The 22,463-nt window shown below is 69.7% G+C and carries 19 protein-coding genes; 4 read left to right on the top strand and 15 right to left on the bottom strand.

The genetic code is table 11. The features are described from left to right. Positions 1–9: 9 nt before the first annotated feature. Positions 10–822, top strand: a complete 813-nt coding sequence (locus QM708_RS08700) for a rhomboid family intramembrane serine protease (protein ID WP_415106857.1) — start codon at positions 10–12, stop codon at positions 820–822. Positions 823–915: 93 nt separating this feature from the next. Here QM708_RS08700 and ilvD read toward each other — a convergent pair whose 3' ends face one another. After that, positions 916–2,778, bottom strand: a complete 1,863-nt coding sequence (gene ilvD, locus QM708_RS08705; RefSeq protein ID WP_415106860.1) for a dihydroxy-acid dehydratase — start codon at positions 2,776–2,778, stop codon at positions 916–918. A gap of 88 nt (positions 2,779–2,866) precedes the next feature. Between ilvD and serB the strand changes: the two genes are divergently transcribed. Next, positions 2,867–4,069: a phosphoserine phosphatase SerB gene (gene serB, locus QM708_RS08710; RefSeq protein ID WP_415106863.1), complete on the top strand. Its 1,203-nt coding sequence runs from the start codon at positions 2,867–2,869 to the stop codon at positions 4,067–4,069. Here the strand turns inward: serB and QM708_RS08715 are convergent. Beyond that, positions 4,008–5,249, bottom strand: coding sequence for an MFS transporter (locus tag QM708_RS08715; RefSeq protein ID WP_415106866.1), 1,242 nt, complete (start codon positions 5,247–5,249; stop codon positions 4,008–4,010). The genes serB and QM708_RS08715 overlap by 62 nt on opposite strands. Before the next feature lie 78 nt (positions 5,250–5,327). Between QM708_RS08715 and QM708_RS08720 the strand changes: the two genes are divergently transcribed. Then, positions 5,328–5,855: a glycine cleavage system protein R gene (locus QM708_RS08720; RefSeq protein ID WP_415106868.1), complete on the top strand. Its 528-nt coding sequence runs from the start codon at positions 5,328–5,330 to the stop codon at positions 5,853–5,855. Between the two features lie 124 nt (positions 5,856–5,979). On the opposite strand, the gene QM708_RS08725 is transcribed toward QM708_RS08720, so the two are convergent. The 4 genes from QM708_RS08725 to QM708_RS08740 form a co-directional block, all read right to left on the bottom strand. After that, a complete protein-coding gene (locus QM708_RS08725; RefSeq protein ID WP_415106871.1) occupies positions 5,980–7,386 on the bottom strand; it encodes a sugar transferase in 1,407 nt (468 codons plus the stop codon). A gap of 495 nt (positions 7,387–7,881) precedes the next feature. Beyond that, a complete protein-coding gene (locus QM708_RS08730; RefSeq protein ID WP_415106874.1) occupies positions 7,882–8,622 on the bottom strand; it encodes a phosphotransferase enzyme family protein in 741 nt (246 codons plus the stop codon). Positions 8,623–8,690: 68 nt separating this feature from the next. Next, the gene (locus QM708_RS08735; RefSeq protein ID WP_415106877.1) at positions 8,691–10,076 is read right to left on the bottom strand and encodes an MATE family efflux transporter; all 1,386 of its coding nucleotides are present in this window, start codon (positions 10,074–10,076) and stop codon (positions 8,691–8,693) included. A 235-nt stretch (positions 10,077–10,311) separates the two neighbouring features. Beyond that, positions 10,312–11,016 (bottom strand): response regulator, encoded by a 705-nt coding sequence (locus QM708_RS08740; RefSeq protein WP_415106880.1) that lies wholly within the window; start codon positions 11,014–11,016, stop codon positions 10,312–10,314. A 430-nt stretch (positions 11,017–11,446) separates the two neighbouring features. On the opposite strand from QM708_RS08740, the gene QM708_RS08745 reads away from it, so the two are divergent. Continuing rightward, entirely contained in the window at positions 11,447–13,639 is a 2,193-nt protein-coding gene (locus QM708_RS08745; protein WP_415106883.1) for a histidine kinase, read from the top strand. Here QM708_RS08745 and QM708_RS08750 read toward each other — a convergent pair. Genes QM708_RS08750 through QM708_RS08790 form a run of 9 tightly spaced genes read right to left on the bottom strand, consistent with a single transcriptional unit; the run spans position 13,581 to position 22,373 of the window. Then, positions 13,581–14,258 (bottom strand): response regulator, encoded by a 678-nt coding sequence (locus QM708_RS08750; RefSeq protein WP_415106886.1) that lies wholly within the window; start codon positions 14,256–14,258, stop codon positions 13,581–13,583. The two genes, QM708_RS08745 and QM708_RS08750, sit on opposite strands and share 59 nt — an antisense overlap. Positions 14,259–14,298: 40 nt before the next feature. After that, positions 14,299–15,273: an FAD:protein FMN transferase gene (locus tag QM708_RS08755; RefSeq protein WP_415106888.1), complete on the bottom strand. Its 975-nt coding sequence runs from the start codon at positions 15,271–15,273 to the stop codon at positions 14,299–14,301. After that, positions 15,270–15,707 (bottom strand): FMN-binding protein, encoded by a 438-nt coding sequence (locus QM708_RS08760; RefSeq protein ID WP_415106891.1) that lies wholly within the window; start codon positions 15,705–15,707, stop codon positions 15,270–15,272. Before QM708_RS08760 ends, QM708_RS08755 begins: the two co-directional genes overlap by 4 nt. Next, positions 15,707–16,432 carry an ABC transporter ATP-binding protein gene (locus QM708_RS08765; RefSeq protein WP_415106894.1) on the bottom strand — a complete coding sequence of 242 codons (726 nt, stop codon included), beginning with the start codon at positions 16,430–16,432 and terminating at the stop codon, positions 15,707–15,709. Before QM708_RS08765 ends, QM708_RS08760 begins: the two co-directional genes overlap by 1 nt. A gap of 1 nt (position 16,433) precedes the next feature. After that, the gene (locus QM708_RS08770) at positions 16,434–17,576 is read right to left on the bottom strand and encodes an ABC transporter permease (protein ID WP_415106897.1); all 1,143 of its coding nucleotides are present in this window, start codon (positions 17,574–17,576) and stop codon (positions 16,434–16,436) included. A gap of 4 nt (positions 17,577–17,580) precedes the next feature. After that, entirely contained in the window at positions 17,581–18,861 is a 1,281-nt protein-coding gene (locus QM708_RS08775; RefSeq protein WP_415106900.1) for an ABC transporter permease, read from the bottom strand. Continuing rightward, the gene (locus QM708_RS08780) at positions 18,861–20,129 is read right to left on the bottom strand and encodes a Fe-S-containing protein (RefSeq protein WP_415106903.1); all 1,269 of its coding nucleotides are present in this window, start codon (positions 20,127–20,129) and stop codon (positions 18,861–18,863) included. Before QM708_RS08780 ends, QM708_RS08775 begins: the two co-directional genes overlap by 1 nt. Before the next feature lie 22 nt (positions 20,130–20,151). Next, entirely contained in the window at positions 20,152–20,799 is a 648-nt protein-coding gene (locus QM708_RS08785) for an iron transporter (protein WP_415106906.1), read from the bottom strand. Beyond that, the gene (locus QM708_RS08790; RefSeq protein WP_415106909.1) at positions 20,796–22,373 is read right to left on the bottom strand and encodes an FTR1 family protein; all 1,578 of its coding nucleotides are present in this window, start codon (positions 22,371–22,373) and stop codon (positions 20,796–20,798) included. Before QM708_RS08790 ends, QM708_RS08785 begins: the two co-directional genes overlap by 4 nt. Positions 22,374–22,463 lie beyond the last annotated feature (90 nt).

Here is a 22,463-nt window from a genome sequence, read left to right on the forward strand (position 1 = left end):
GCTTGGCGCGTGCCCTCGTTCAACGTGTCCCGGGATCGTTCGGGTGACGCCTGGTTCCGTATCGGACGCCTCGACGTCACCTCGACGGTGCTGCTCGTCATGGTGGGCGCCGTCGGAGTGGTGCTCTCCGCCTTCGGCCTCGGCCAGCTGCTGTACTTCGATCCGGCGTCCGTGCTGCGCGGCGAACTCTGGCGGGTGTTCACCTGGCCCGTGGTCGCGGGAGCCCCGCTGTGGGCCGTCCTCACCCTGGTGCTGCTGTGGTACTTCGGCCGCGACGTCGAGGCACAGATCGGACGCCGCTCGATGGCCTGGTTGTACACCGGGCTATGGGCGATGCTCACCCTCATCTCGCTCACCCTGGGCTTCGCCCTCGGGGGCGGACGGCTGATCGGCCTGGACCAGATCCAGTTCCTGATCCTGCTGCTGTGGATCGCCGAGAACCCGCGCCGCCCGTTCCTGTTCAACATTCCCGCCTGGGTGGTCGGCGCCATCCTGGTCGCCTTGCAGGTGCTCGGATTCATCAGCGCCGGCAACCTCGGTGGACTGGTCAGCCTGCTCGTCGTCTTCGTCGGCGCCGCCCTGCTCGGCAAACGCTACGGACTGCTCAGCGGCCTCAGTTGGGTGCCGGGGCGTGCTCGTGCCCAGCGTCCTCGGGCGCCGAAGGTCTCGCGTGCCCAGCAGCGCGCCCACCAGCGCCGGGTCTCCGACGCCGAACGCATCGACGAACTGCTGGAGAAGATCAGCCAATCGGGCATCCACAGCCTCACCCCCGCCGAGCGCAAGGAACTCGAAACCCTGCGCCAGCGCCGCAAATCGCAGTAGCTACCGGGCACCCGCCGCACCTGCGCGTGGATGAAGCAGCGACCCGCTGAGCCGGGGGCTCAGCGCATGACGGCGCCCCTGGGGCACCTCGGGTCAGTCCAGCTGACGGCGCGCGGCGCCCTTGTCGGCCGACTGGGCGAGCATCGCGAAGATCTTCAGCGCATTGCTGACCTCGCGCTCGCGCGCCACCGGCTTCCAGCCGAGGACGTCCTGCTCGGCGCGGCGCCGGGCCAGTTCCTCATCGCTCACTTCGACGTCGATCGACCGCTGCGGGATGTTGATCGAGATGATGTCGCCGTCCCGGATCAGCCCGATCGCGCCGCCGGCGGCCGCCTCGGGGCTGATATGGCCCAGGGACAGGCCCGAGGAGCCGCCCGAGAAGCGCCCGTCGGTGATCAGCGCGCACTTCGGCCCCAGCCCGATGCCCTTGAGGTAGGAGGTCGGGTACAGCATCTCCTGCATACCCGGGCCGCCCTTGGGGCCCTCGTAGCGGACGACCACCACGTCACCGGCCTCGATCCGGCCGCCGAGGATCGCCTCGACCGCCTCCTCCTGGCTCTCGGTGACCTTCGCCGGGCCGCGGAAGATCCACTGATCCTCCGGCACGCCCGCGGTCTTCACGATGGCGCCGTCCACGGCGATATTGCCCTTCAGGACGCCCAGGCCGCCGTCGGCGGTGTAGGCGTGCTCGACCGACCGGATGCAGCCGTTCTCGGCGTCGGTGTCGAGCTCGGCCCAGCGGTTGCTGGTGCTGAACGCCTCGGTGGTGCGGACGCCGCCCGGCGCGGCGTACCAGAGCTCGGTGTTCTCGGCCGGGGCCTGGCCGCCGCGGATGTCCCAGGCGTCCAGCCATTCGGCCAGCGAGCGGGCATGCACCGCGTGCACCGACTCGTCCAGCAGCCCGCCGCGGCGCAGCTCGCCGAGGATCGCCGGCATGCCGCCGGCCCGGTGCACGTCCTCCATGTAGAACTTGGTCGAGTTCGGCGCCACCTTGCTCAGGCAGGGGGTGACCCGCGACAGCGCGTCGATGTCGTCCATGGTGAAGTCGACGCCGGCCTCCTGGGCGGCGGCGAGGATGTGCAGCACCGTGTTCGTCGAGCCGCCCATCGCGATGTCGAGGCGCATCGCGTTGGCGAAGGCGGCCTTGGTCGCGATCGAGCGCGGCAGCACCGAGTCATCGTCCTCGTCGTAGAAGCGGTGCGCCAGCTCGACCGCGAGGCGTCCGGCTTCGAGAAACAGCCCCTTGCGGGCGGACGCCGTCGCCAGCGTCGACCCGTTGCCGGGCAGCGACAACCCGAGCGCCTCGGTGAGGCAGTTCATCGAGTTGGCGGTGAACATGCCCGAGCAGGAGCCGCAGGTGGGGCAGGCGTTCTGCTCGATCGCCATGATCTGGTCATCGCTGATGTTCTGATCGACCGCCTTCACCATGGCGTCCACCAGGTCGAGCCGTTCGGAGCCACCCTCGTCGGGGGCGCCGGAGACCACCCGGTCGCCGAGCAGGCGCCCGGCCTCCATCGGGCCGCCGGAGACGAACACGGCCGGGATATTGAGCCGCAGCGCCGCGAGCAGCATGCCCGGGGTGATCTTGTCGCAGTTGGAGATGCACACCAGCACGTCGGCGCAGTGCGCGTTGACCATGTACTCGACGGCGTCGGCGATCACCTCACGCGACGGCAGCGAGTAGAGCATGCCGCCGTGGCCCATCGCGATGCCGTCGTCGACGGCGATGGTGTTGAACTCGCGCCCGATGCCGCCCGCCTCGGCGACGGCGCCGGCGACGAGCTGGCCCATGTCCTTGAGGTGGACGTGGCCGGGCACGAACTGGGTGAAGCTGTTCGCGATCGCCACGATGGGCTTGCCGAAGTCGGACTCCGTCATTCCGGTGGCGCGCCACAGGGCGCGGGCGCCGGCCATATTGCGGCCGTGGGTGGTGGTGCGGGAACGGAGCTGACCCATCGAATCCTCCTCGGGCGGTGTACCTATCCAGAGTAGTCCTCGTGGGAGGACCACCGGTCCATCACGGCCCTCGTGGGAGGATGAGCAGGTGACCGACCGCCTCACTCTCGCCGCCACCCTGACCGGCCCGGACGCCCCCGGCACCACCGCCGCCCTGATGGGCGCCATCGCCGGGCTGGGCACCGAGGTGCTCGACTTCGAGCAGGTGGTGCTGCGCGGCCAGGCCACCCTCGCCCTGCTGCTCGGCTCGCTGCCCGACGACCTCGACACGCTGGAGGACCGGCTGGCCGGCACCTGCGCGCGGCTCGGCTACCGGCTGACCATCACCGAGGGGGTGGGCGACAACCCGCCCCGCCGCGACCGGGTCGTGGTCACGCTGCTCGGACGCCCGCTACGGGCCACCCATCTGGCCGCGGTCGCCCGGATCGTGGCTAGCCAGGGCGGCAATATCGACCGCAGCCGGCGGTTGTCCCGCACGCCGATGACGAGCCTGGAGCTGCTGGTCTCCGAGGCCGACGTCGACCACCTGCGCCCCGCGCTGGCGGTGGCCGCGGCGGAACTCGGTTTCGACGTCGCGGTCGCCCAGGCCGGGCTCGGACGCCAGGGCCGCCGGCTGGTGGTGATGGACGTCGACTCGACGCTGATCCGCGACGAGGTGATCGAACTGCTCGCCCGGCACGCCGGCCGCGAGGCCGAGGTGGCCGCCGTCACCGAGCGCGCCATGCGCGGCGAACTCGACTTCGCCGCATCCCTTCACGAGCGCGTCCGCGCCCTGGCAGGGTTGCCGACCTCGGTGTTCGCCGAGGTGGGTGAGGCCGTCCGGCTCACCCCCGGCGCGCGCACGCTGGTGGCCACCTTGAAGGATCTCGGCTTCGCCGTCGGCCTGGTCTCGGGCGGCTTCATCGAGGTGGTCGGCCCGCTCGCGGCATCCCTGGGCATCGAGCACGTGCACGCGAACTCACTCGAGGTTGCCGGCGGACGCCTCACCGGCCGGGTCGCCGGCCCGGTGGTCGACCGCGCCGCCAAGGCCGAGACGCTGCGCCGGTTCGCCGCCGAGGAGGGCCTGCCGCTGGTGCGCACGGTCGCCATCGGCGACGGCGCCAACGACCTGGACATGCTGGCCGCGGCGGGCCTGGGCATCGCCTTCAACGCCAAGCCGGCGGTGCGGGCGTCCGCTGACACCGCGCTCAACCTGCCCTACCTGGACGCCGTGCTCTATCTGCTCGGTTTCAGTCGTGAAGAGGTTGAGGACGCGGCCGCGATGCGCTCCCCGCACCCCGGCCGCGGCTGACGTAGAGCCAGGGCAGCAGCGAGGACAGCAGGGCGACGCCGGTGAGGGTGAACGCCCAGCCGAAACCGAACGCGTCGGCGATCAGCCCGGCGACCAGGGTGCCGATGATGGCGCCCGAATCCGAGGCCATCGAGAAGGTCGACAGCGCCTGGCCGCCGCTGCGGTCGCGGCCGATGATGTCGGCCAGCAAGGCCTGCGAGGCGGGCTGGATCATCGAGGCCCCGAACCCGGCCAGCGCCGAGAGCCCCAGGAAGACCGGGATCGAGACCGACCAGCCGAAGACCACGGTGGCCAGCCCGGCGATGAGCAGGCCCACCATCAGTACCGGACGCCGCCCGCGCGCATCAACGATCCGGCCGGTTACCTGTTGCCCGGCGACGTTGCCCAACGCCATCACGGTCAGCGACACCCCCGCCATCGGCGCGCCGATCGCCGGCACATGCGCGGCCATCAGCGGCACCAGCGCGATCCGGACGCCGAAGGTCGCCCACCCGTTGGCGAAGCCCGAGATCAGCAGCGCGCGGTAGTCGGGAATGCCGAGGCCCTCGCGCAGCGTCATCGCCGGGCGTTCGTCGGTGAGCGTGGGCCCGGAGGCGTTCACCCGCAGGAAGATCAGCACCACCAGGTAGGCCAGGAAGACCGAGGCGGCATAGATGCCGAATGCGACCCGGTAGCCCAGCACGGCCATGAACGCGCCGAGCACCGGGCCGATGATGTTGCCGAGCAGGAAGGCGCTGCCGTACAGCGCCGAGGTGCGTCCGCGGGCCTGCGGTGGTGCGAGCCGGACGATCAGCCCCATCGACGAGACGGTGAACATCACCGACCCGATCCCGCCGATGGCGCGCCAGGCGATCAGCTCGAGGTACGAGCCGGCGAAGACGCACATCAGGCTGCTGAGGGCCACGATCAGCAGGCCGGCCAGATAGGCCCGCCGCTCGCCGAACCGCCCGATCAGGCTGCCTGCCGCCGGCGCGAAGGCCATCCGGGTCAGCGCGAACACCGTCACGATCGCGGACGCCGCCGCGACCCCGACGTCGAAGCTGGCCGCGTACTGGGGCAGGATCGGTGCGATCAGCCCGAAGCCGAGCGCGATGATCAGCGCCGCCACGATGAGGACCCAGATCTCGCGGGGAACCGGGGGCCGGGTCGCGGTGGCCGGCTGCGGGGTGGTGGGGGTCACCACAGGAGCCTACGCCGCCCCGGACCCGGTTGGCGCCGATGCCTGGTTCGCGGTCGCCGGTGCGGCGTAGGGTGAGGCATGACCACGCTCGTCGTCACCGCGATCGGCGCCGATCGCTCAGGTATCGTCAACGCCCTCGCCGATGTGACCGCCGCACACGGCGGTAACTGGGAGCGCAGCCAACTCACCGAATTGGCCGGGGCGTTCGCCGGCATCGTGCTGGTCGAGGTTCCCCAGGCCCGGGTGGCGTCCTTCGCGGCGGCCGTCGCGGCCCTGCCCGGCATGACCGCCACCGTGCACGAGGCGGACGCCGCGGCCCCGGCCAGGCCGCTGGGGCGGCTCACGGTCGGCCTGCTCGGCAACGACCGGCCCGGCATCGTCAAGGAACTCTCGGGGGTGTTCGCCGCGCACGGGGTATCGATGGAGGAGTTCAGCACCGTCACCTACGACGCGCCGATGGCAGGCGGACGCCTGTTCGAGGCCTCGCTCGCCGTCGAGGTCGGCCCACAAACGAACTCGGACGCCCTCCGCTCCGATTTGGAGCGACTGGCGTCCGAGCTCATGGTCGATGTCACTGTCGAGTCCGGTTCTGCTCACCCCGCCTAGTGCGGGATGTTCGTTCTCGACAACTTCATTCGTGCGGCGGGTTTGCCGCGGGGTTGGCCTCGCGAGTGCGAGGCCTGGTGGCGCCGGGCCGGGGGAGGTAGGAGCACAGCGCCACCAGGTCTTATCAGTAGGCCCCGTCCGATCCGACGACGGCCTTGGCGGTCTTCGCCAGGATCATCAGGTCCTGGGTCATGGACCAATTATCCACGTAGTAGAGGTCAAGGCGAACCGTGTCCTCCCACGAGAGGTTCGAGCGACCCGAGACCTGCCACAGTCCGGTGAGACCGGGGCGGACGTCGAGGCGACGCATGGTGTCCGACTCGTACTGCGCAACCTCACGAGGCAGCGCCGGACGCGGGCCCACCAGGCTCATGTCACCGCGGAAGGCGTTCCACAGCTGAGGCAGCTCGTCGATCGAGAAGCGGCGGATGAACTTGCCGACCTTGGTGATACGCGGGTCGTCGGTCATCTTGAACAGGACGCCGGCGCCCTCGTTCTTCTCCATCAGCGCGGCCAGGCGATCCTCGGCGTCCACGCACATGCTGCGGAACTTGAGGCAGTCGAACTCTTCGCCCTTGATACCGACGCGGCGCTGGCGGAAGACCACCGGGCCGCCGTCCTCGAGCTTGATCGCGAGAGCGGTGAGCGCCAGGAACGGCGAGGCGAGCAGCAGCAGCACCGAGGACACCGCGATGTCGAAGGCCCGCTTGATCCAACGACCGGCCGCGATGGCCCGGGGACGCTCGACATCGACCAGCGGCAGACCGGCCATCGGGCGGACATCGAGACGATGCGAGCCGACATCGGTGAGCGTCGGGACGACGATCATGTGAACATCCTGATCCTCGAGCTTCCAGGCGATCCGGCGGAACTCGGCCGGGCTGTCGAAGGAGCCCTCGGCGAAGATGACGGCCTCGACCTCGTGCTCGCCGACGATCTCACGCACCCCGTCGATGGTGCCCAGCACGGGCAGCCCGGTACCGGTGATGTTGTCGTGCTTGCGATGGGTCGCGGCGCCGATCACCTCGTAGCCCAGCCAGCTTTCGCGACGCAGGACACGCGCCACCTCGTCGACGTGCTGCGTGGAGCCGGCGATGAGGACGGGCGTCCGCAGCATGCCCTTGCGGTGCAGGCGGTGCATCGCGTTACGGCGTACGAAGCGGGCGATCACCATGGTGATCGTGCCGAGCGCGAACCACACCATGAAGATCGTGGGCGGGTAACGCAGGTCCAGCAGGTAGCAGGTCACGCCGACCAGGCCCGCGACCGAGAAGGACGCCAGCAGCAGGCGCTTGTACTCGATCACACCGGCGCGGATGTGGCGCGGGTTGTAGGCGTCGAACACAGCGAGGCTGGTGATCCAGGCGATCGCGGCGATCGCGGTCAGGATGCCCCAACTCGCCTTTTCGGTGGTGTTGAACGGCATCGCGCCGCTGACGGCCAAGGCGACCAGAGCGCTTCCGGCGATGGCGGCGGTATCGATGCCACCCAGGACAAGACGTTGGGCGCGGGCGCTCACCATCCACTTCATACGAGCGGCGGTAGCGACTTCTCGCCTGCCAACGAGCGCAGACAACTGCGATTCAATAACGGTCATGATCCCCCCCGGCTCAGACCAAACGGTTCTCGACCTCCCCCCCCGGAAGATCGACCCCGGCCCGCACGCCCCCCAGCGGCTGGCCGATGTCAATATTCAAGCATGGACTGGTACCAACGTGCAAGCCGAGAGTGGCACTTTAGTTCCATCGGTGGGGCCAAAAGCGCTTCCATAAGGGGATTTGCGTTTTTCTGCGGGGTGAGACCGTCCACATTGTGGTCAGCCTTTGGTGCTTTATGGCCAGGTACTTTCTGACGATGGCCATTGAGTGAGGTCATTCGAAAGTAGGAACAAGTGCAAAATCGAAAAGTGAAAATGCTGCGGTCAATGGTGCGCGCGGCCGGAAAGCGGCCCATTCTTCACACGGGAATTAGTGTTAACGATCCACCCGTGGACGCGTCGCGGCCGGCGATCCGGTATCGGTGCCGGTCAGCGCAGCAGGCCCGCCAGGAAGGTGGCGTCCTTGGAGTAGTTCTCGGCGTCGGCCAGCAGCTTGTCGTTCTTGCGGGCCAGGCCGTGGCTATGGGTGAACGAGGCCAGATCCTCCAGGCGCTCGACGATCACCGCGAGGAGTTCCGGCACGGTGGCGTCGGAGCCGTAGGCGTCCAGGGCGAGCCTGATCCGGGCGCCGAGATCGATGGTGACGTTGGGTGCGTCCGGGTTGGTGGGACGCATCAGCGGAACGGTGCGGTAGCACAGATAGGCCAGATCCCACAGGCGTGGCCCGGGGGCGGCGAAGTCCCAGTCGATGACGCCGACCAGCTCCTGGTCGCGGAAGACCATGTTGTAGGGCGCGAAGTCGTTGTGACAGATGACCTCGGCCGGCTTGCGCGGCGCACCGCGCCACTTCGGGTCGGGGTCGACGTAGCCCTCGGTGGCATCGTGCAGGGTGCGCAGCCATTCCGCGGCTCGGCGCAGCACCTGGTCGTCGTAGACCCACTCGGGCAGCGGGTAGGTGGGCACCTTGCCCTTGAGGTAGGCGAGCGCCTCGCGGCCGTCCCGCGTCCATCCCATCGGCTCGGGAACCCAGTCGAGCCCCTCGGCACGCAGGTGCGCCAGCAGCCGCTGGATGGTCGGCGTCCACGGCCCTGCCTCGCGCAGGACCTGGCCGCCCTTGCGCGCGACCTCGGTCATGGTGCTGCCCTCGAGAGGCTTCTCCGGCTTGGCCATGGGAGCAAGCCTAACGCTCGCGAGCCTGCCGGCACGCGCCTTTGGGCCTGGATGCCCGTCTGGGGCGCTCAGACGGACGCCAGCGCGGGGGCGTCCTGGACGGCCCTGTCGGCCGGTTCGGCCTCGAGGGCGATCAGCCTGCGGCGGTGGGCGAACCAGGAGAAGACGAGTGGGATGAGCGCCCCCACCCAGGCCAGCGGGGCCGCGAGCGCCACCCCGAGGAAGCCCAGCGGGCCGACGAGCAGCAGGCCAGCCGCCGAGCGGAACAGCAGCTCCATGAATCCGGCCAGCGTCGGGATGAAGGTGGCCCCCAGCCCCTGGATCGACTGCCGCAGCACGAACAGGCTGGCCAGTGCGGGATAGAAGAACGCCTGCACCATCAGGTAGTCGTGGGTGAGCCGAACGATCGCGGGCTCGTCGCGGCCGATGAACAGCTCGGCGATCGGGGTGCCGAAGGTGATCATCACCAGGCCCAGCACCAGGGCGAGCCCCCAGGTGACCCCGCTGATCTGCAGCACGCCGCGGCGGATCCGCGCCCACTGGCGTGCGCCCTGGTTCTGCGCGGCGAAGGTTGTCATCGCCACCCCGAACGAGGACAGCGCGGCGATCGCGAGCTGATCGATCCGCAGCGCGGTGGTGGTCGCCGCCACCACATCGGACCCCAGCCCGTTGATCGCCTGCTGGAGCACGACCGCGCCGATCGCGATCACCGACATCTGGAAACCGAGCGCCAGACCCGGACGGACGCTGTCGCGCGCCTCGCCGGGCAGCGGCGTCCAGTCGGCGCGGACCAGTCGCAGCTGCGGGCTGCGGCGCAGCACCCACCAGGCGCACCCGACCGTCGAGGCGAGCTGGGCCACCGCCGTCGCCAGCGCGGCACCGCCGACGCCCAACTGCGCGACGCCGATGAAGAAGAACACCAGCCCCGCGTTGAGGACGCTGCAGGCGACCAGGAAGACCAGGGGCGTGCGGCTGTCGCCGAGCGCGCGGATGACCGCGGTGACGTAGTTGAACGCCATCGTCGCCGGCGTCGCCCAGAACGATGCCAGCAGGAACATGGTGGCGTCGGCCATCAACTCCGGCGGGGTCCGCATCAGGTTCAGCAGCGGCACCGCCAGCAACGTGCCCGCCACGGTGACGGCGGCCGCGATGACCGCCGAGACCCAGGTGCCGAGCGCGATGAAGCGGCGCGTCGCCGCGATATCGCCCGAGCCGAACGCGCGCGCCACCGGGATCGCCATGCCGCCGGCCGCGCCGAAGGTGAACCCGAGCAGCAGGAAGAGCACGCTGCTGGTGGAGCCGACCGCGGCCAGCGCGTTCACCCCCAGCAACCGGCCGACCACGACGGCGTCGGTGAAGTGGTAGATCTGCTGGAACACGTTGCCGAGCAGCAGAGGGATCGCGAACAACACGATCACGCGGGTGGGTGGGCCGACCGTCAGGGTCTTGGTCATGAAAAAGAAGTCTCCGGGCGCGCCTGCGCCAGGTCGTGGGTGGATGACGAGGGAAGTCCGGTCACGATGGCCGGGCGCGGCCAGCCTACTCCTCGGCCCCGCGCGGTGCGGGCCTGGTCCACGGAGCGGCCCCTGTCGCCCCCGGGGCGCCCGCCCTCCCGCACGCGGCGAGCCGGACGCCGCAGTCGGCGTCCGGCCCTAGCGGGGTGCCGCGAAAGGTGGCTGAGGGGCTGGTTCAGCGCGCCAGTGGCGCCTGAGCCGGTGCGGGCAGAGCGTAAGGATCGACCAGGCGCATCTGGATGGCCTTGATCAGGATCTGGATGCGCGAGGTGGTGCCCATCCGGTCGGCGATCCGGTCGAGGTAGAGCTCGACCGACGCCTCGGACAGGTACATCTTCCGCCCGATCTGGACGTTGGTGAGGCCGCGGGTCAGCCAGCCGAGCAGTTCGATCTCGTGCGCCGCCAGGCCGGGGTCGAGGGACTTGAGGTGGGAGGGCGGCTCGGCGAGCAGGGTGTCGACCAGCAGACGGCGCACCGTCCTCGACACGGGCATGTCACCGAGCAGCGCGTGGCGCATGCCGGCGAACAGGCTCGGGGCCGCGATGTCCTTGAGCAGGTAGCCGACCGCGCCGGCGCGGAGCGCGGCGACCAGATTCTCGCGGGTTCCGAAGGTGGTCAGGGCCACGACGCGGGCGCTGGGCCAGTGTGCGCAGATGCGCCGGGTGGCGTCGATTCCGGAGCACAACGGCATCTGCAGATCCATCAACACCAGGTCGGGTCGTGTCCGTGCGAAACGGAGGAAAGCCTCGAAGCCGTTGCGCGCTTCACCCACGAGTTCGAACTCGGGAGTGTCCTTGAACAAGGCGCGATAGACCCGGCGCATGGACGCGTCGTCATCGACGACGAGAACCCGGGTCGCTCCTGAGGATGGGATGGTCATGTACCCATCCAACGCTTCACTTACGTGTGTGAACAGTTCACTTACGGCCAGGTTCTCGGCTGGCGTGGATTGGAGCGTGGCTTATGCTGGGTGAAAGTGAAGGGGGCGGGCGCGGCCCTGCGACCACCTTCACCTCCCCCCGTCGAGAAAGGCCCTGCTGTGCGTCAATTGCTCACATCACTGCTCCTCCTCCCGGTGATCACCCTCTCTTCGGTGGTCGTCACCGCCGAGGTCGGTGGCGGTCTGACGGCGCCGCAGGGGTGGAGACTGATCTGTTGGATCATCCCCTCCTTATGCGAAGAGGACGGCTCCGAGTGACGCGGCGGCTCCGCTGCGTTCTCGACGACCGCGTGCCGGCACCCGGGCACCCGTGACGCGACCCCCGCCGGTGAGAACCGACGCACGCACCGAGCGATCGGGGGGTGTGGTGATGCTCCCAGCCCCGCTGTCGGGTGCGCGCTGGCTGGTGGGCTGGGCGCTGTTGCTCGACTTCTTCCTCGGCCTGCAGCCTCCTTTTGCCGGGGTCGAGTTCCCGGTCGTGGTGCTCGTCAACGGCCTGGCATCGCTGGCCGCGGTGGTGGCGCTGTTCCGTCCGGGGTGGGGGCTCGTGCTGAGCCTGCCCCCTGTCGCGGCCGGGCTGGTGCTGCCGGCGTTCGGCCAGGACGCGAGCCCGATCTTCGTGGTGACCCTGGCCGTGTGTATCAGCTCGCGCTGGCCGCTGATCGCGGTGACGCTCACCCTCTATCTGGTCTATGCCGGCGCGCTCGAGCAGGCGGGCAAGACGCGGGCGCCCATCGTGGTGCTGATGATGGTGTGCGCCGTGGTGATCGGGCTGGCCCTGCGCCTGCTGCTGCTGCGGCAGTGGCGGGTCGGCTCGCGGATCCGGGCGCTGGAGGAAAACACCGTCCGCCTTCAGGAAGCCGAGCGGCGTGCGCTGGCCGGCGAACTGTCCGACCTGCTGGCGCAAGGGCTCGCTGAGCTGGACCGGCTGGTGGCGGGATGCCGGGGCATCACCGACCCGGCGTCGCTCGCCGGTGCTCTCGAAGGGGCCGAGCGCGGTGCGCGCGAGGCGCTCGCTCAGTTGCGCGGGCTGGTGTCAACCCTGCGCGGACGGCCCGGCTCCGCCACACAGTTCACCGGTCCAGCGCCGGACGTGGTCGAGGTCGCCGAGGAGTTCGAGGATCTGCTGTGCGGGCACGGGCACGTGGTGGAACTCGATCTGCCCGACGACGGTTCGTCGCCCAGCCCGTTCGCCTGCCGCCTACTGGGCGACCTGCTCCGGGCCTGCGGCGGCCAGGTGACCGCGCACGCGCCCCCCGGCGCCACCTGCACGCTCACCGTCACCTGTACCCCGGACGGCGCCGCAGTGGAGGTGACCCATCCGCGGGCCGAGGTGACGGCGTCCGAGCCGGCAGCGATGGAGATCGCCCGCGAACGCATCGTCGCGGCCGGCGGCACCGTCGAGGTGAGCGTGACCGACCACTGGCGGCTGCGCGCCCTGGTGCCGACCACTCCGGCGCCGGTGGCTGCCTCGCCCGAGCCGCCACGGCGGTGGGCCTGGCCTCGGCACCGCGATCTGATCCTGCGCGGACTGCTCTGGGTCGTGGCCGTGGCGCTCGTGGGGCGGCTGCTGTTCGTCCTGCGGCACGAACCGGCCGAGCTGAATCTGCTGCGCCCCCCCAATCTCGAGGCCATCCTGCTCGCGGCGCTGCTGGTGGCGCACGGAACGCGCTGGGTATGGGTGGTCTCGAGCGCATGGATCATCTACGCCACCGTCTGGTTCGGCCCCGCGGAGCCGCTGAAGATCCTGACCAGTTCCTTCGTGCCGGTGGCCGGATCGCTACTCGGCATGGGCGCCCGGCACTTCCTCAGGATGCGAGCGCAGCAGCGCTCACAACTCCTCGAGGTGACCGCCAAGCACGAGCGGGCCCGCGACGACGTCCGCAAGGAACTCGCCGGCGAACTGCACGACATCGTCGCTCACCAGCTGACGTTGATCACCCTGCAGGTGAGCGCGAGCCGCGGCGTCCGGGACGTGGAGGCGCTGAGCGGGACGCTGGACCGGATCGCGAGCATCCTGCGCTCGGCCCAGGCCGACCTGACCTTGCTGCTGTGGGTGCTGCGGGCGCCCCGCGACGCGGTCAAGGGCGTGTCCCCGGACGAATCGCCCGGCGGGGTCGCCCTGCTCACCCCGGCGCGTGCCGCCGAGGCGGCGGCGTTCACCCTGCGGGAGTCGGGGCGCACCGTCACCCTGCGCGTGGATCCCGGCGTGGACGAGGCCGACGCGACCACCCGCAAGACGCTCGTCCGGGTCATCCGCGAGGCCACCACGAATATCCTGCGCTACGCACCCGACCGGGCCGGCTGCACGATCGACATGCGCCGGGACGCCGGAGGGTTCCGGCTCACCGTGTCCAACGATCTGGCCGCGCGGGCCAGGCGCTCGGAGCACTCGACCGGGCTCGGGTTGCTCGGCCTGGCCGAACGCCTCCGCCTCACCGGAGGCGTGTGGGAGGCCGGGCCCCGGGACGGCCGCTGGGTGGTGGACGCCCGCCTGCCGGCGGTCAGCTTCGCGGAGGGGGAATCCTCAGCGGATCGACCACCCCTAATTGAATCGCGCTGATCAGCAGCTGGGTGCGCGAGGCCACGCCCAGTTTGGAGCTCGCCCGCGCCATGTACTGCTTGACCGAGCCCTCCGACAGGTGCATCTGCCGGGCGATCTGCGCGTTGGTCAGCCCGCGCGCCAGCCACCGGATCAGTTCCTCTTCACGCGGGGTGAGGTCATGTTGAGCGGGGGGCTTCGCCTCCTCGGCGACCACGGCGGAGACCAGCGCCCGCCGGATGGACGCCGACAGCGGCATCTCGCCGGCCACGGCCTGGCGCAGGGCGGCGACGAAACTGCCCTCATGCACGTCCTTGAGCAGGTAGCCGGACGCGCCGGCGCGCAGCGCCGCGACGACGTAGTCCCTGCTACCGAAGGTGGTCATCGCGACGACGATGGCCTCAGGCCAGCGGCTGACGAGGGCGCGGGTGGCGTCGATGCCGGACATCTGCGGCATCTGGAGGTCCATCAGCACCACGTCGGGCAGAAGCTGCGCGTAGGCGTCCTCCGCCTGGTTGCCGTCGGTTGCCTCGCCGGCGAGTTCGACATCGGTCTGACGAGCGATGATGGCGCGATACGACTCGCGTACGTTCTCGTCGTCGTCAACGACGAGAACCCGCAGAGCAGGGTGCGACCTCACATTGACGAGCCTAGTCCGCTTCCGTCGCGACCGTCGGCGGTCACCGGAGGTGCTCGAGCTTCTTCTGCATGCCGGCGCGGAGCGAGATCCGCGGCGCCAGGCCGGGGGTGGCCAGGATCCGGCCGTCCACCGTGCAGAACACCGCGTCCACCGCCTGGGCCCGGCACAAGGCCAGCCCGCGCTGCAGACCCAGCACCAGGCAGGCCGTCGACAGCGCTTCGCTGCGCATGCCGTCGTCGCCGAGGACACCCACCGAGCACACGTCGGTGCTGGCCGGACGCCCGGTGCGCGGCTCGGTCACATGCCGCGCGATGAGCGGGGCCGAACTGATCCGGACGCCGCGCACGCCCGAGAGCGAGAACGACCCCGCGGACGCCTCGACGTAGCCGAGCGTCTCGGTGACGGCCTGCCACGGCGAACTGAGCGCGATCCGCCAGGCGTCGCGGTGCGGGGGCGTCCCGGCCATCGCGATTGACGAGGTGCCCACCGACACGAGCACCCCGGCGGCTCGCTCCCGGCATCGGTCGCGGGCCAGGTCGGCGGCATACCCCTTCGCGATCGCCCCGAAGTCGATCAGGTGCCCCGGGGCGAGCCACGCCTCCCACCCGCCGGACGCCGTGGCGCGCCAGCGGATCCGGGGACCGGCGCCGGCCGCCGCGGGGAGCGTGGCGTCGAAGGCGCCACGGGTGAGCGCCCGGTAGTGCTCGGCCGCTCGCGCCACCGCGACCAGGTGTGGACCGACCGGGATCCACGCTCCGGGTGCGGCGTTCAGCCGGCTGACGTCGCTGGCGGGACAAAAGCGCGAGAGCGCGGCGTCCAGATCGGCGATCGTCGTGTGCGCGTCCTGCGCGGCGCCGGCGAACGCATCCGCCCGGGCGTCCGTCGCCGCGTCGCCCACCACGCAGACGTGCACGGTGGTGCCCATCGCGGTGGAGTCCGACCAGTGCGCCTGCCGTGAGGACGCCTCGCCCGCGGGGTCCGGCACGGCGTCCGGCGCGCCTGGTGCGTGATTCACACCCGGCTCAGGGCGTCCTCGACGGCCTCGAGGAACTGGCGGTGCGACAGCGAGGCGCCCGCGATGACCTCGACCTTGTCGGCATCGCCGGCCTCCTTGAACCGCGCCACGTACTGCTCCTCGGCAGCGATTGCGGCCTGGGCGCGCTGGTAGAACGCGGTGTCGACCGGCTGGCCGGTCGCCTTGGACAGCCCGTAGTCGGCGTCGTGCGGGGTGCCGTCGGCGTCCTTCACCACGAAGGACGCCTCGACGATGGTGCCGTCCTTCACGGTGAACTCCACATGCCCCACCGCACCCTGGTCGTCGGGCTGGCTGGCGCCGGTGAAGGTGCCGTCGGGCAGGGTGGCGATGGACGGGGGCTGGCTGCACCCCGAGAACAACACCACGCCCAGCGCTGCGGCGACGCTCAGTGCGCGCGTGCGATGCCTGTCCATCAACGACCCTCCTCGCTGCTCGCCGAGGCGGACGCCCCGAAGGCCGCAGCGTAGTCCTCGGTCTCGATGACGCGCGCGATCCGGCCGTGATTGAGGATCACCTGGCGCTGGCCCTGTGCGGCGACGGTGGCGTCGTGGGTGACCACGATCAGCGTGGTGCCCTCGTCGTGCAGCTGGTGGAACAGGTCGAGGACGATCCGCTCGTTGGCCTCGTCCAGGTTGCCGGTGGGCTCGTCGGCCAGCACGACCGACGGTGAGTTGATCAGCGCCCGCGCGACGCAGACGCGCTGCTGCTCACCGCCGGACATCTCGCGGGGCAGGTGCGAGGCACGGTCGCCCATGCCGACCCGCTCCAGCGCCTCGCGCGCCTCCGCCTCGTCGGGGATCGAGTGGTAGTACTGCGCCACCATCACGTTCTCCAGGGCGGTGAGGTGCTTGATCAGGTGGAACTTCTGGAAGATCAGCCCGATGCGCCGGCGCCGGATGATGGCGAGTTCGCGCTCACCCTGCCGGTCCAGGTGCTCGCCGTCGAGCAGCACGGTGCCCGCGGTGGGTGAGTCCATGCAGCCGAGGATGTTCATCAAGGTGGTCTTGCCCGAACCGGACGGCCCCACGATCGACAGCCATTCGCCCTTGCGGATGGTCAGGTCGACGTTGTCGAGGGCCGCGAGGTCGCCGTAGCGCCGGCTGACACCGGCCAGGTCGTAGACGATCGGTGAGTTCATGTCACTCTCCCCCCAGCACCAGGGCCGGATTGATGTTGATGATGCGGCGGACGGTGACGAAACTGCCCAGCCCGCTGACCAGCGCCGCGGCGGCCATGGTGACCGGGACGACCCACCAGCTGGCCTGCAGGCTCATATTGAACACCTCGCTGGTCACCAGGCCGCCGACCGCGATGCCGCCGAGCGCGCCCAACAGACCGCCGAACAGGCCCAGGATCACGCCCTCGCCGATGAACTCGCCGACGATCTGCTCGCTGGACGCCCCGAGCGCCTTCTTCAGCGCCAGTTCGGTCGCCCGCTCGCTGACCACAGCGTTCATGGTGGTGGTGACGCTGATCAGGGTGAGGGCGCCGATCACGATGCTGACGATCCAGATCAGGGCGCGCAGGGTGAGCAGCACGCCCGATTCGGACCGGGTGATCCGCTTGACCACTTGCGCGTTCACCGCGTCGTCGGTGTCCTCGATCATGGTCGCGATGGTTTCCAGCGCCGCCTCGTCGCCGAGCACCGAATACTCGATCATGTCGAGGCGCCCGTCCGAGGGCAGCACCGACTCCAGGTCGTCCAGCGCGAGCACGATCATCGAGTCCTCGGGCCCACCGGTGCGCAGCAGCCCCGAGATGGTCATCTTCACCGGCGGTGAGTCGACGCCCTGCTCGGCCTGCCCGACGACCGGGATCTGATCGCCCACCTCGAACCCGTAGCGCTGGACCAGGTCGCGGCCGACGAGAATCTCCTCGGGCGCTGAGGGAAGCTCGCCATCGATGCCCCAGTAGGGCCGCATCGCGGTGGCGAGGGCGAGGTCGGTGGCCATCGCCGGCAACGGCTGCTGGTTGTAGAGCAGATTGTCTTGGCGGTAGGGCGCATGGCCGACGATCTGGACGCCGGCGTCGGTCAGCGCGGCGTTGATCGTGGTCATGTCGTCGATGCGGACCGTCTGTGTGCCTGCGGGCGAGACCACCAGGTTCGCGCCGTAGGAGCGCAGCTCGCGCGCGATCTGGTCGGGCACGGTGTAGGTGATGATCGCCAGGGCCGACAGGGTGGTGGCGCCGACAATGATCGACAACGAGGCGATCAGCACCCGCGAGATCCGGCGCGCGAAGGCGCGGGTGATCATCCGCAGGTACATCCGGGTGCGGGTCATCGGGTCACTTCCCGTGCAGGACGTCGGAGGGCTTCAACTTCATCAGCGCGCGCAGCGAGGGCAGCGAGCCGAGCAGGATCATCGAGGTGATCAGCGCGATCATCACCGGCAGCACCAGGGGCCGCAGCGTGATCCACGACGAGAACACCATCTGGCCGATCACCTGCGCCAGCCCGACGCCGAGCCCGAAACCGACCGCGCCGCCCACGAAGCCGACGACCATCGTCTCGGCGAGGATCAGGCCCACCACGGCCGCGTTGCGCGCCCCGATCGCCTTGAGCAGGCCGATCTCGGGGGCGCGCTCCATCACGCTCGCGGTGACCAGGTTGGCGATGCCGAGCGCGGAGCCGACCATGGCGAGCACGGCGATCAGCGCCATGATCAGCTGGGTCTGCTCCAGAATCACGCCCTCGCTGTCGGCGACCTGCCGCACCGGCTTGGCGACGGCGTCGGTGAGCGCCTCCTCGATCTGGTACGAGATCGACGAGACATAGGCGGTGCAGTACCAGGTCTCCCAGTCGGCGACCGACAGGCTGGACGGGTCGCGCTCGGCGCGCTGCGACAGCTCGTTCTCCGGCGTGGTGATCGCCCGCACCTCGATACGGTCGATCTCGCCCGCACGCCCGGTCAGCTGCTGGGCGGCCGCGAGCGGGGTATAGAGGATGTCGTCCTCATCGCCGCCGCCGTGGAAGATGCCGACGATCCGGACACTCGCCTGACCTTGGTCGCCGGTCAGGGCGACGGTGTCGCCGACGTTCCAGCCGCGGGCGGCGGCCAGGTTGGCGCCGGCCATGGCCTGCTGCGGGTCGGTGTCGGACGCCCAGGCGCCGTCGACGTCCCACCAGGTGCGCAGCCGCTTCAGGCCGGTCTGGACGGGTTCCCCGACGTCCAGGGGCATGGTGTGCTCGAACCAGGTTCCCTGCACGCTGATCTGGGCCGGATCGGCGCCGGCGGGGCTGGCCTTCGTGGCGAGGTAAGGGGCGAACTCCTCGATGTTGTAGGCCCAGAAGATCGACTTCAACCGGGGCAGCTCGTCCTGCTTCAGTGCGCCGGACGGGGCGTCATCGGTGCCGTAGGTCTCGGACACCACCGAGGCGCCCTTCGGGGTGACCTGGATATTGGCGCCGTAGCTGCTCAGCTCCTGTTTGACCTTGTCGCCGATGTCGAGCATCACCGCCATCATCGAGGTGGTCAGCGCTGCGCCCAGCGCGATGGTGACCGCGATCAGGACGCGCTTGCCGAGCTGGCGGCGCAACGCCTTGGTGATCATCCGGAAGAAGAACATCAGCGGAACACCCTCGCTTGTTGCTCGAGTTCGGCGACCTGGAACAGCAGCTTGCCGGCCGTGATCTCGTGCTGGATCGGAATCGGGTTGCAGCCGCCGGGGAACCCGATGGTCTGGGTGTTCATGATCACATCGCATTCGCGGCAGACGACCTTGCCGTCCCGCTCGAAGTAGCCCGACGGGCCGCAGATCTCACAGGCGTCCAGGCCGGTGCCGTAGGCGTTCGCGTTCTTCTGGATCACGATGAACCGAACCTCGGTCCCACCCCGGGAGGCATAGGCGAAGCGATGCAGGTGCCCGTCGCCGACGAGTTCGAGGCTCACCTCGACATGGTCGCCATTGACGACCGATGGTTCGATGGGCGACAACTCGGGGACGGCCTCGGCGATCTGCTTGCCGAACGTGTAGGTGACGGCCAAGCTCGCACCGAGCGCCGTCGACCAGCCCAGCATGCGGCGGCGGGACAAACCATCGGCCTTCACCAGGCGCTGCTCGGCCCGGGAAGCCCCTTCAGGCGCCTGGCGGCGGCGTACCAGCACCGCGACCGCGGAGGTGACCACGACGACCGCCGCGTAGGCGAGCAGGATCGCCGCGGCGTGGTGCTGAATCCACAGCAGCGCCTGGAAGTTCCCCGAGCTGCGCGGCACGATTTTCAAGGTGGCGAGTTGCTGGTACAGCGGCGCCCACTGCGTGATCAGCGCGATGCCGAGCAGCAGGGTGGTCAGGCCGCGGCGGACCAGGCTCGGTACCCGGCCCAGGCTGATCCCGACGGCGATGCCGGCGAAGAGCGCCGTAGCCACGCCGAGGAGGTAGCCGATCAGATTGACCAGCGAATCGCTGGCGAACAGCGTGCCGCCCATCGGCACCACCTTGTCGACCGCCAGGTACAGCGGCAGGCCGTAGAAGAAGGCGACCAGGAGCAGGGCAGCGAGAGCGGTGGCGGTGAGCAGGCGCGGACGCCACCCGTGGGCGTCGGCCACCAGTCGGCGGCGTCCCATCAGCCACAGCGCGGCCACGAAGGCAGCCAAGGCGACCAGCATGGCGGCGCCCGTCCAGAGGTTGACCACCGGCAGCCGGACGTGGCGCGTCTCCAGGCGTAGCCAGGCCACCACGAGGGCGACCAGCGTGCCGGACGCGAGAAGGCCCACCGTCAACCGCCCCACGCGCTGGCGGAGCCTGGGCGCGTAGGAACGGTTGGCGATGAGCGCTGCCGACAGCAGGCAGAGCGGCAGGGCCAGCTCTGCTGCTGCGACGAACAATTTCAGCATGGGAAAACGATGCCGGGTCAGCTCAGAGCAGCTGGCCGTCCCATTCGAAGTTGTCGAACGTGACCTTGAGCGGTTCGGACCAGAACCGGCCCTCGACCGCGCTGGTGTCATTGCCGGTGTGCAGCATGAAGTCGTCGGCCGGCGACTGGATGGTCAGCTCGACCTTGTACAGGCCTGGCTTCAGCTTGATGTTGTTGCCGTAGTGCGGGCCATCGACGGCGATCATCGGCATCAGCGTGCCGAGTTCGACGACCTCGCCGGTGTTCTTCTCGGTCAGCTTCGGGGTGATCTTCAGGTAGGGCAGGAACTGGCCGGCCTCGAAGCCGATCTCCTTGGCCTTGTCCGTCGTCTTGATGTCGATCTCGAAGTGCATATCGGAGTCGGACGCCGGCGGCATCGCCATCGAACCGTGCTCCATGTCGACCGCCTGGAAGTAGACGGCGTTGACCTCGATGTAGCCCGCGTCCTGGGGGCCTGAGTTACCGACATCCTTCTCGTCGATGCCCGCGACGTTGGTGCTCTTCGGCTTGTCGGCCGGGGCGGACGACGCGGCCGGCGGGGCGACGCTGGCGCTGGGCGCCGCCGACGGGCCGGCGGGCGTGCCCGAGCAGGCGGTCAGCGTGAGAGCGAGTGCGGCCACACCTGCGGCGGCCTTCCAGGGGATCTTCATGGGGTCTCAACCCTTTCGTTGGATTCTTCGTTGAGGGTGGTGCGGGTTTGGGCCGCGGCAGTCCTACGGAACTGCACGACCATGAGGGTGATCACGATGGCCGTCACGACGGCCTGGGTGGTGAGGGTCTCGACCGTGGGGTAGAAGCCGAGCCAGTCGACCTGCGGGAGACCGGGGATGGGAGTGACCTCCAGGATCATTCCGTCCTGGAGCTCCTTGGCCGCCCCGCCGGCGATGGTGATGGCGAGCACGGACAGCAGTACTGACATCCAGCGGAAGAACGGCCGCAGCGGCAGCCGGACGCCGAAGTAGCGCACGGCGACGAACATGACGGCGAGCAGCAGCACGGCCGCACCCATGCCGAGCCAGATGAACAGCCGGTCGCCGGGGGTTTGGGCTGCGCCGAACACGGGGATGAAGAACAGGATCGTCTCGAAACCCTCGCGGGCCACGGCCAGGAAGACCACGGTGAACAGCGCCCACTGCCCGCCGGATTCGGCGCGCTTGTCGATGGCTGAGTTGATGAATCGGTGCCAGTTGTCGCCCTCGGACTTGGACAAGATCCAGTTGCTGACGTAGATCAGCAGCGCGGCGGCGAGCACGCCGACGACGCCCTCGATCAGTTCCTGGGTCAGGCCGAGGTCGGCGCTGCTGGTCAGGGAGTTGAACGCGACCGCGAGCCCGACGCTGACGGCGATGGCGGCGCCGATGCCGAGGTAGACGCCCTTGAGCTGATCGCGCCGGCCCGTCTTGACGACGTAGGTGATCACGGCCGCCACCACGAGCAGCGCCTCGACGCCCTCGCGGACCAGGATCAGGAAGGCGGCGACGAAGCCGCTCCAGCCGACCGACTCGCTGGCGCCGAGGCCGTCGAGCTTGGCAGCGTCCTCGGTGACCATCTGGCTGAGCTTCTCGACGTGGCCGCGTACCTCCTCGGCCGGCCAGCCGTCGCGGACGCCGACCCTGATGTCGCGGAACTCGCCCTCGACCTGGGCGACCCGGCCGGAGCTGAGGTAGGACAGGGTCGCCTTCTCCAGGCCGTCGGCCTCATAGTGCTGCAGGTAGGCGCGGGTGGCCTCCTTGAAGGCCTGACCGGACGACCCGCTCTCGTATAGCCGCAGCGCGTTCTCGGCGGCCTCGATGATGCTCTGGGCGACGCGGTTCCACCGGTCGTTCACCTCGGGGACGGCGGCCAGGTCGCGCATATCGGCGGCGAGCCGGGCGGTCAGCGCGGTGGTCGCGGCCTCGACCTCGGCCTGGGCGGCCCCGTCGCGGGTCATATTGCGCAACTCGACCACCGCTTTGGAGAAGGCGGCGGACCGCTCGGCGCCGAGCCGGTGCTTGACCTGATCCTCCAGCCCCTGGGCTTGATAGTGCTCGTAGTAGGCCTTGCGGAGTGTCGTCTCGACGGCCTTGGCGTCGCCGGCGGCGTACTGGCCGGGCACCTGCTCGATCAGCGAGGTGACCGTGCCGGCGACGCCCTGCCACGGGTCCTCGGCAGCGGCCGGTGTTGCGGAGATGGCGAGCGAGAGCGCGAGCCAGAGGGCGCCGATCCCCATCACGATCCGTCGCATCGACCCTCTTCCTTCGCTGATTAGGTAAGCCTTACTGGCTCATGCTCCGCCTGTGGCAGGGGAACCACAAATCCAGTTGCGCCTGTCTCC

Origin of the sequence: Propioniciclava sp., from assembly GCF_047602245.1 — a bacterium.
In the GTDB taxonomy this organism is placed as follows: domain Bacteria; phylum Actinomycetota; class Actinomycetes; order Propionibacteriales; family Propionibacteriaceae; genus Propioniciclava.

What these genes read in the sequence shown, in the direction of transcription:
- ilvD (WP_415106860.1), bottom strand. Translation starts at nt 2,778, where the DNA reads ATGGGTCAGCTCCGTTCCCGCACCACCACCCACGGCCGCAATATGGCC.
- QM708_RS08720 (WP_415106868.1), top strand. Translation starts at nt 5,328, where the DNA reads ATGACCACGCTCGTCGTCACCGCGATCGGCGCCGATCGCTCAGGTATC.
- QM708_RS08725 (WP_415106871.1), bottom strand. Translation starts at nt 7,386, where the DNA reads ATGAAGTGGATGGTGAGCGCCCGCGCCCAACGTCTTGTCCTGGGTGGC.
- QM708_RS08730 (WP_415106874.1), bottom strand. Translation starts at nt 8,622, where the DNA reads ATGGCCAAGCCGGAGAAGCCTCTCGAGGGCAGCACCATGACCGAGGTC.
- QM708_RS08735 (WP_415106877.1), bottom strand. Translation starts at nt 10,076, where the DNA reads ATGACCAAGACCCTGACGGTCGGCCCACCCACCCGCGTGATCGTGTTG.
- QM708_RS08740 (WP_415106880.1), bottom strand. Translation starts at nt 11,016, where the DNA reads ATGACCATCCCATCCTCAGGAGCGACCCGGGTTCTCGTCGTCGATGAC.
- QM708_RS08745 (WP_415106883.1), top strand. Translation starts at nt 11,447, where the DNA reads ATGCTCCCAGCCCCGCTGTCGGGTGCGCGCTGGCTGGTGGGCTGGGCG.
- QM708_RS08760 (WP_415106891.1), bottom strand. Translation starts at nt 15,707, where the DNA reads ATGGACAGGCATCGCACGCGCGCACTGAGCGTCGCCGCAGCGCTGGGC.
- QM708_RS08765 (WP_415106894.1), bottom strand. Translation starts at nt 16,432, where the DNA reads ATGAACTCACCGATCGTCTACGACCTGGCCGGTGTCAGCCGGCGCTAC.
- QM708_RS08770 (WP_415106897.1), bottom strand. Translation starts at nt 17,576, where the DNA reads ATGACCCGCACCCGGATGTACCTGCGGATGATCACCCGCGCCTTCGCG.
- QM708_RS08775 (WP_415106900.1), bottom strand. Translation starts at nt 18,861, where the DNA reads ATGTTCTTCTTCCGGATGATCACCAAGGCGTTGCGCCGCCAGCTCGGC.
- QM708_RS08780 (WP_415106903.1), bottom strand. Translation starts at nt 20,129, where the DNA reads ATGCTGAAATTGTTCGTCGCAGCAGCAGAGCTGGCCCTGCCGCTCTGC.
- QM708_RS08785 (WP_415106906.1), bottom strand. Translation starts at nt 20,799, where the DNA reads ATGAAGATCCCCTGGAAGGCCGCCGCAGGTGTGGCCGCACTCGCTCTC.
- QM708_RS08790 (WP_415106909.1), bottom strand. Translation starts at nt 22,373, where the DNA reads ATGCGACGGATCGTGATGGGGATCGGCGCCCTCTGGCTCGCGCTCTCG.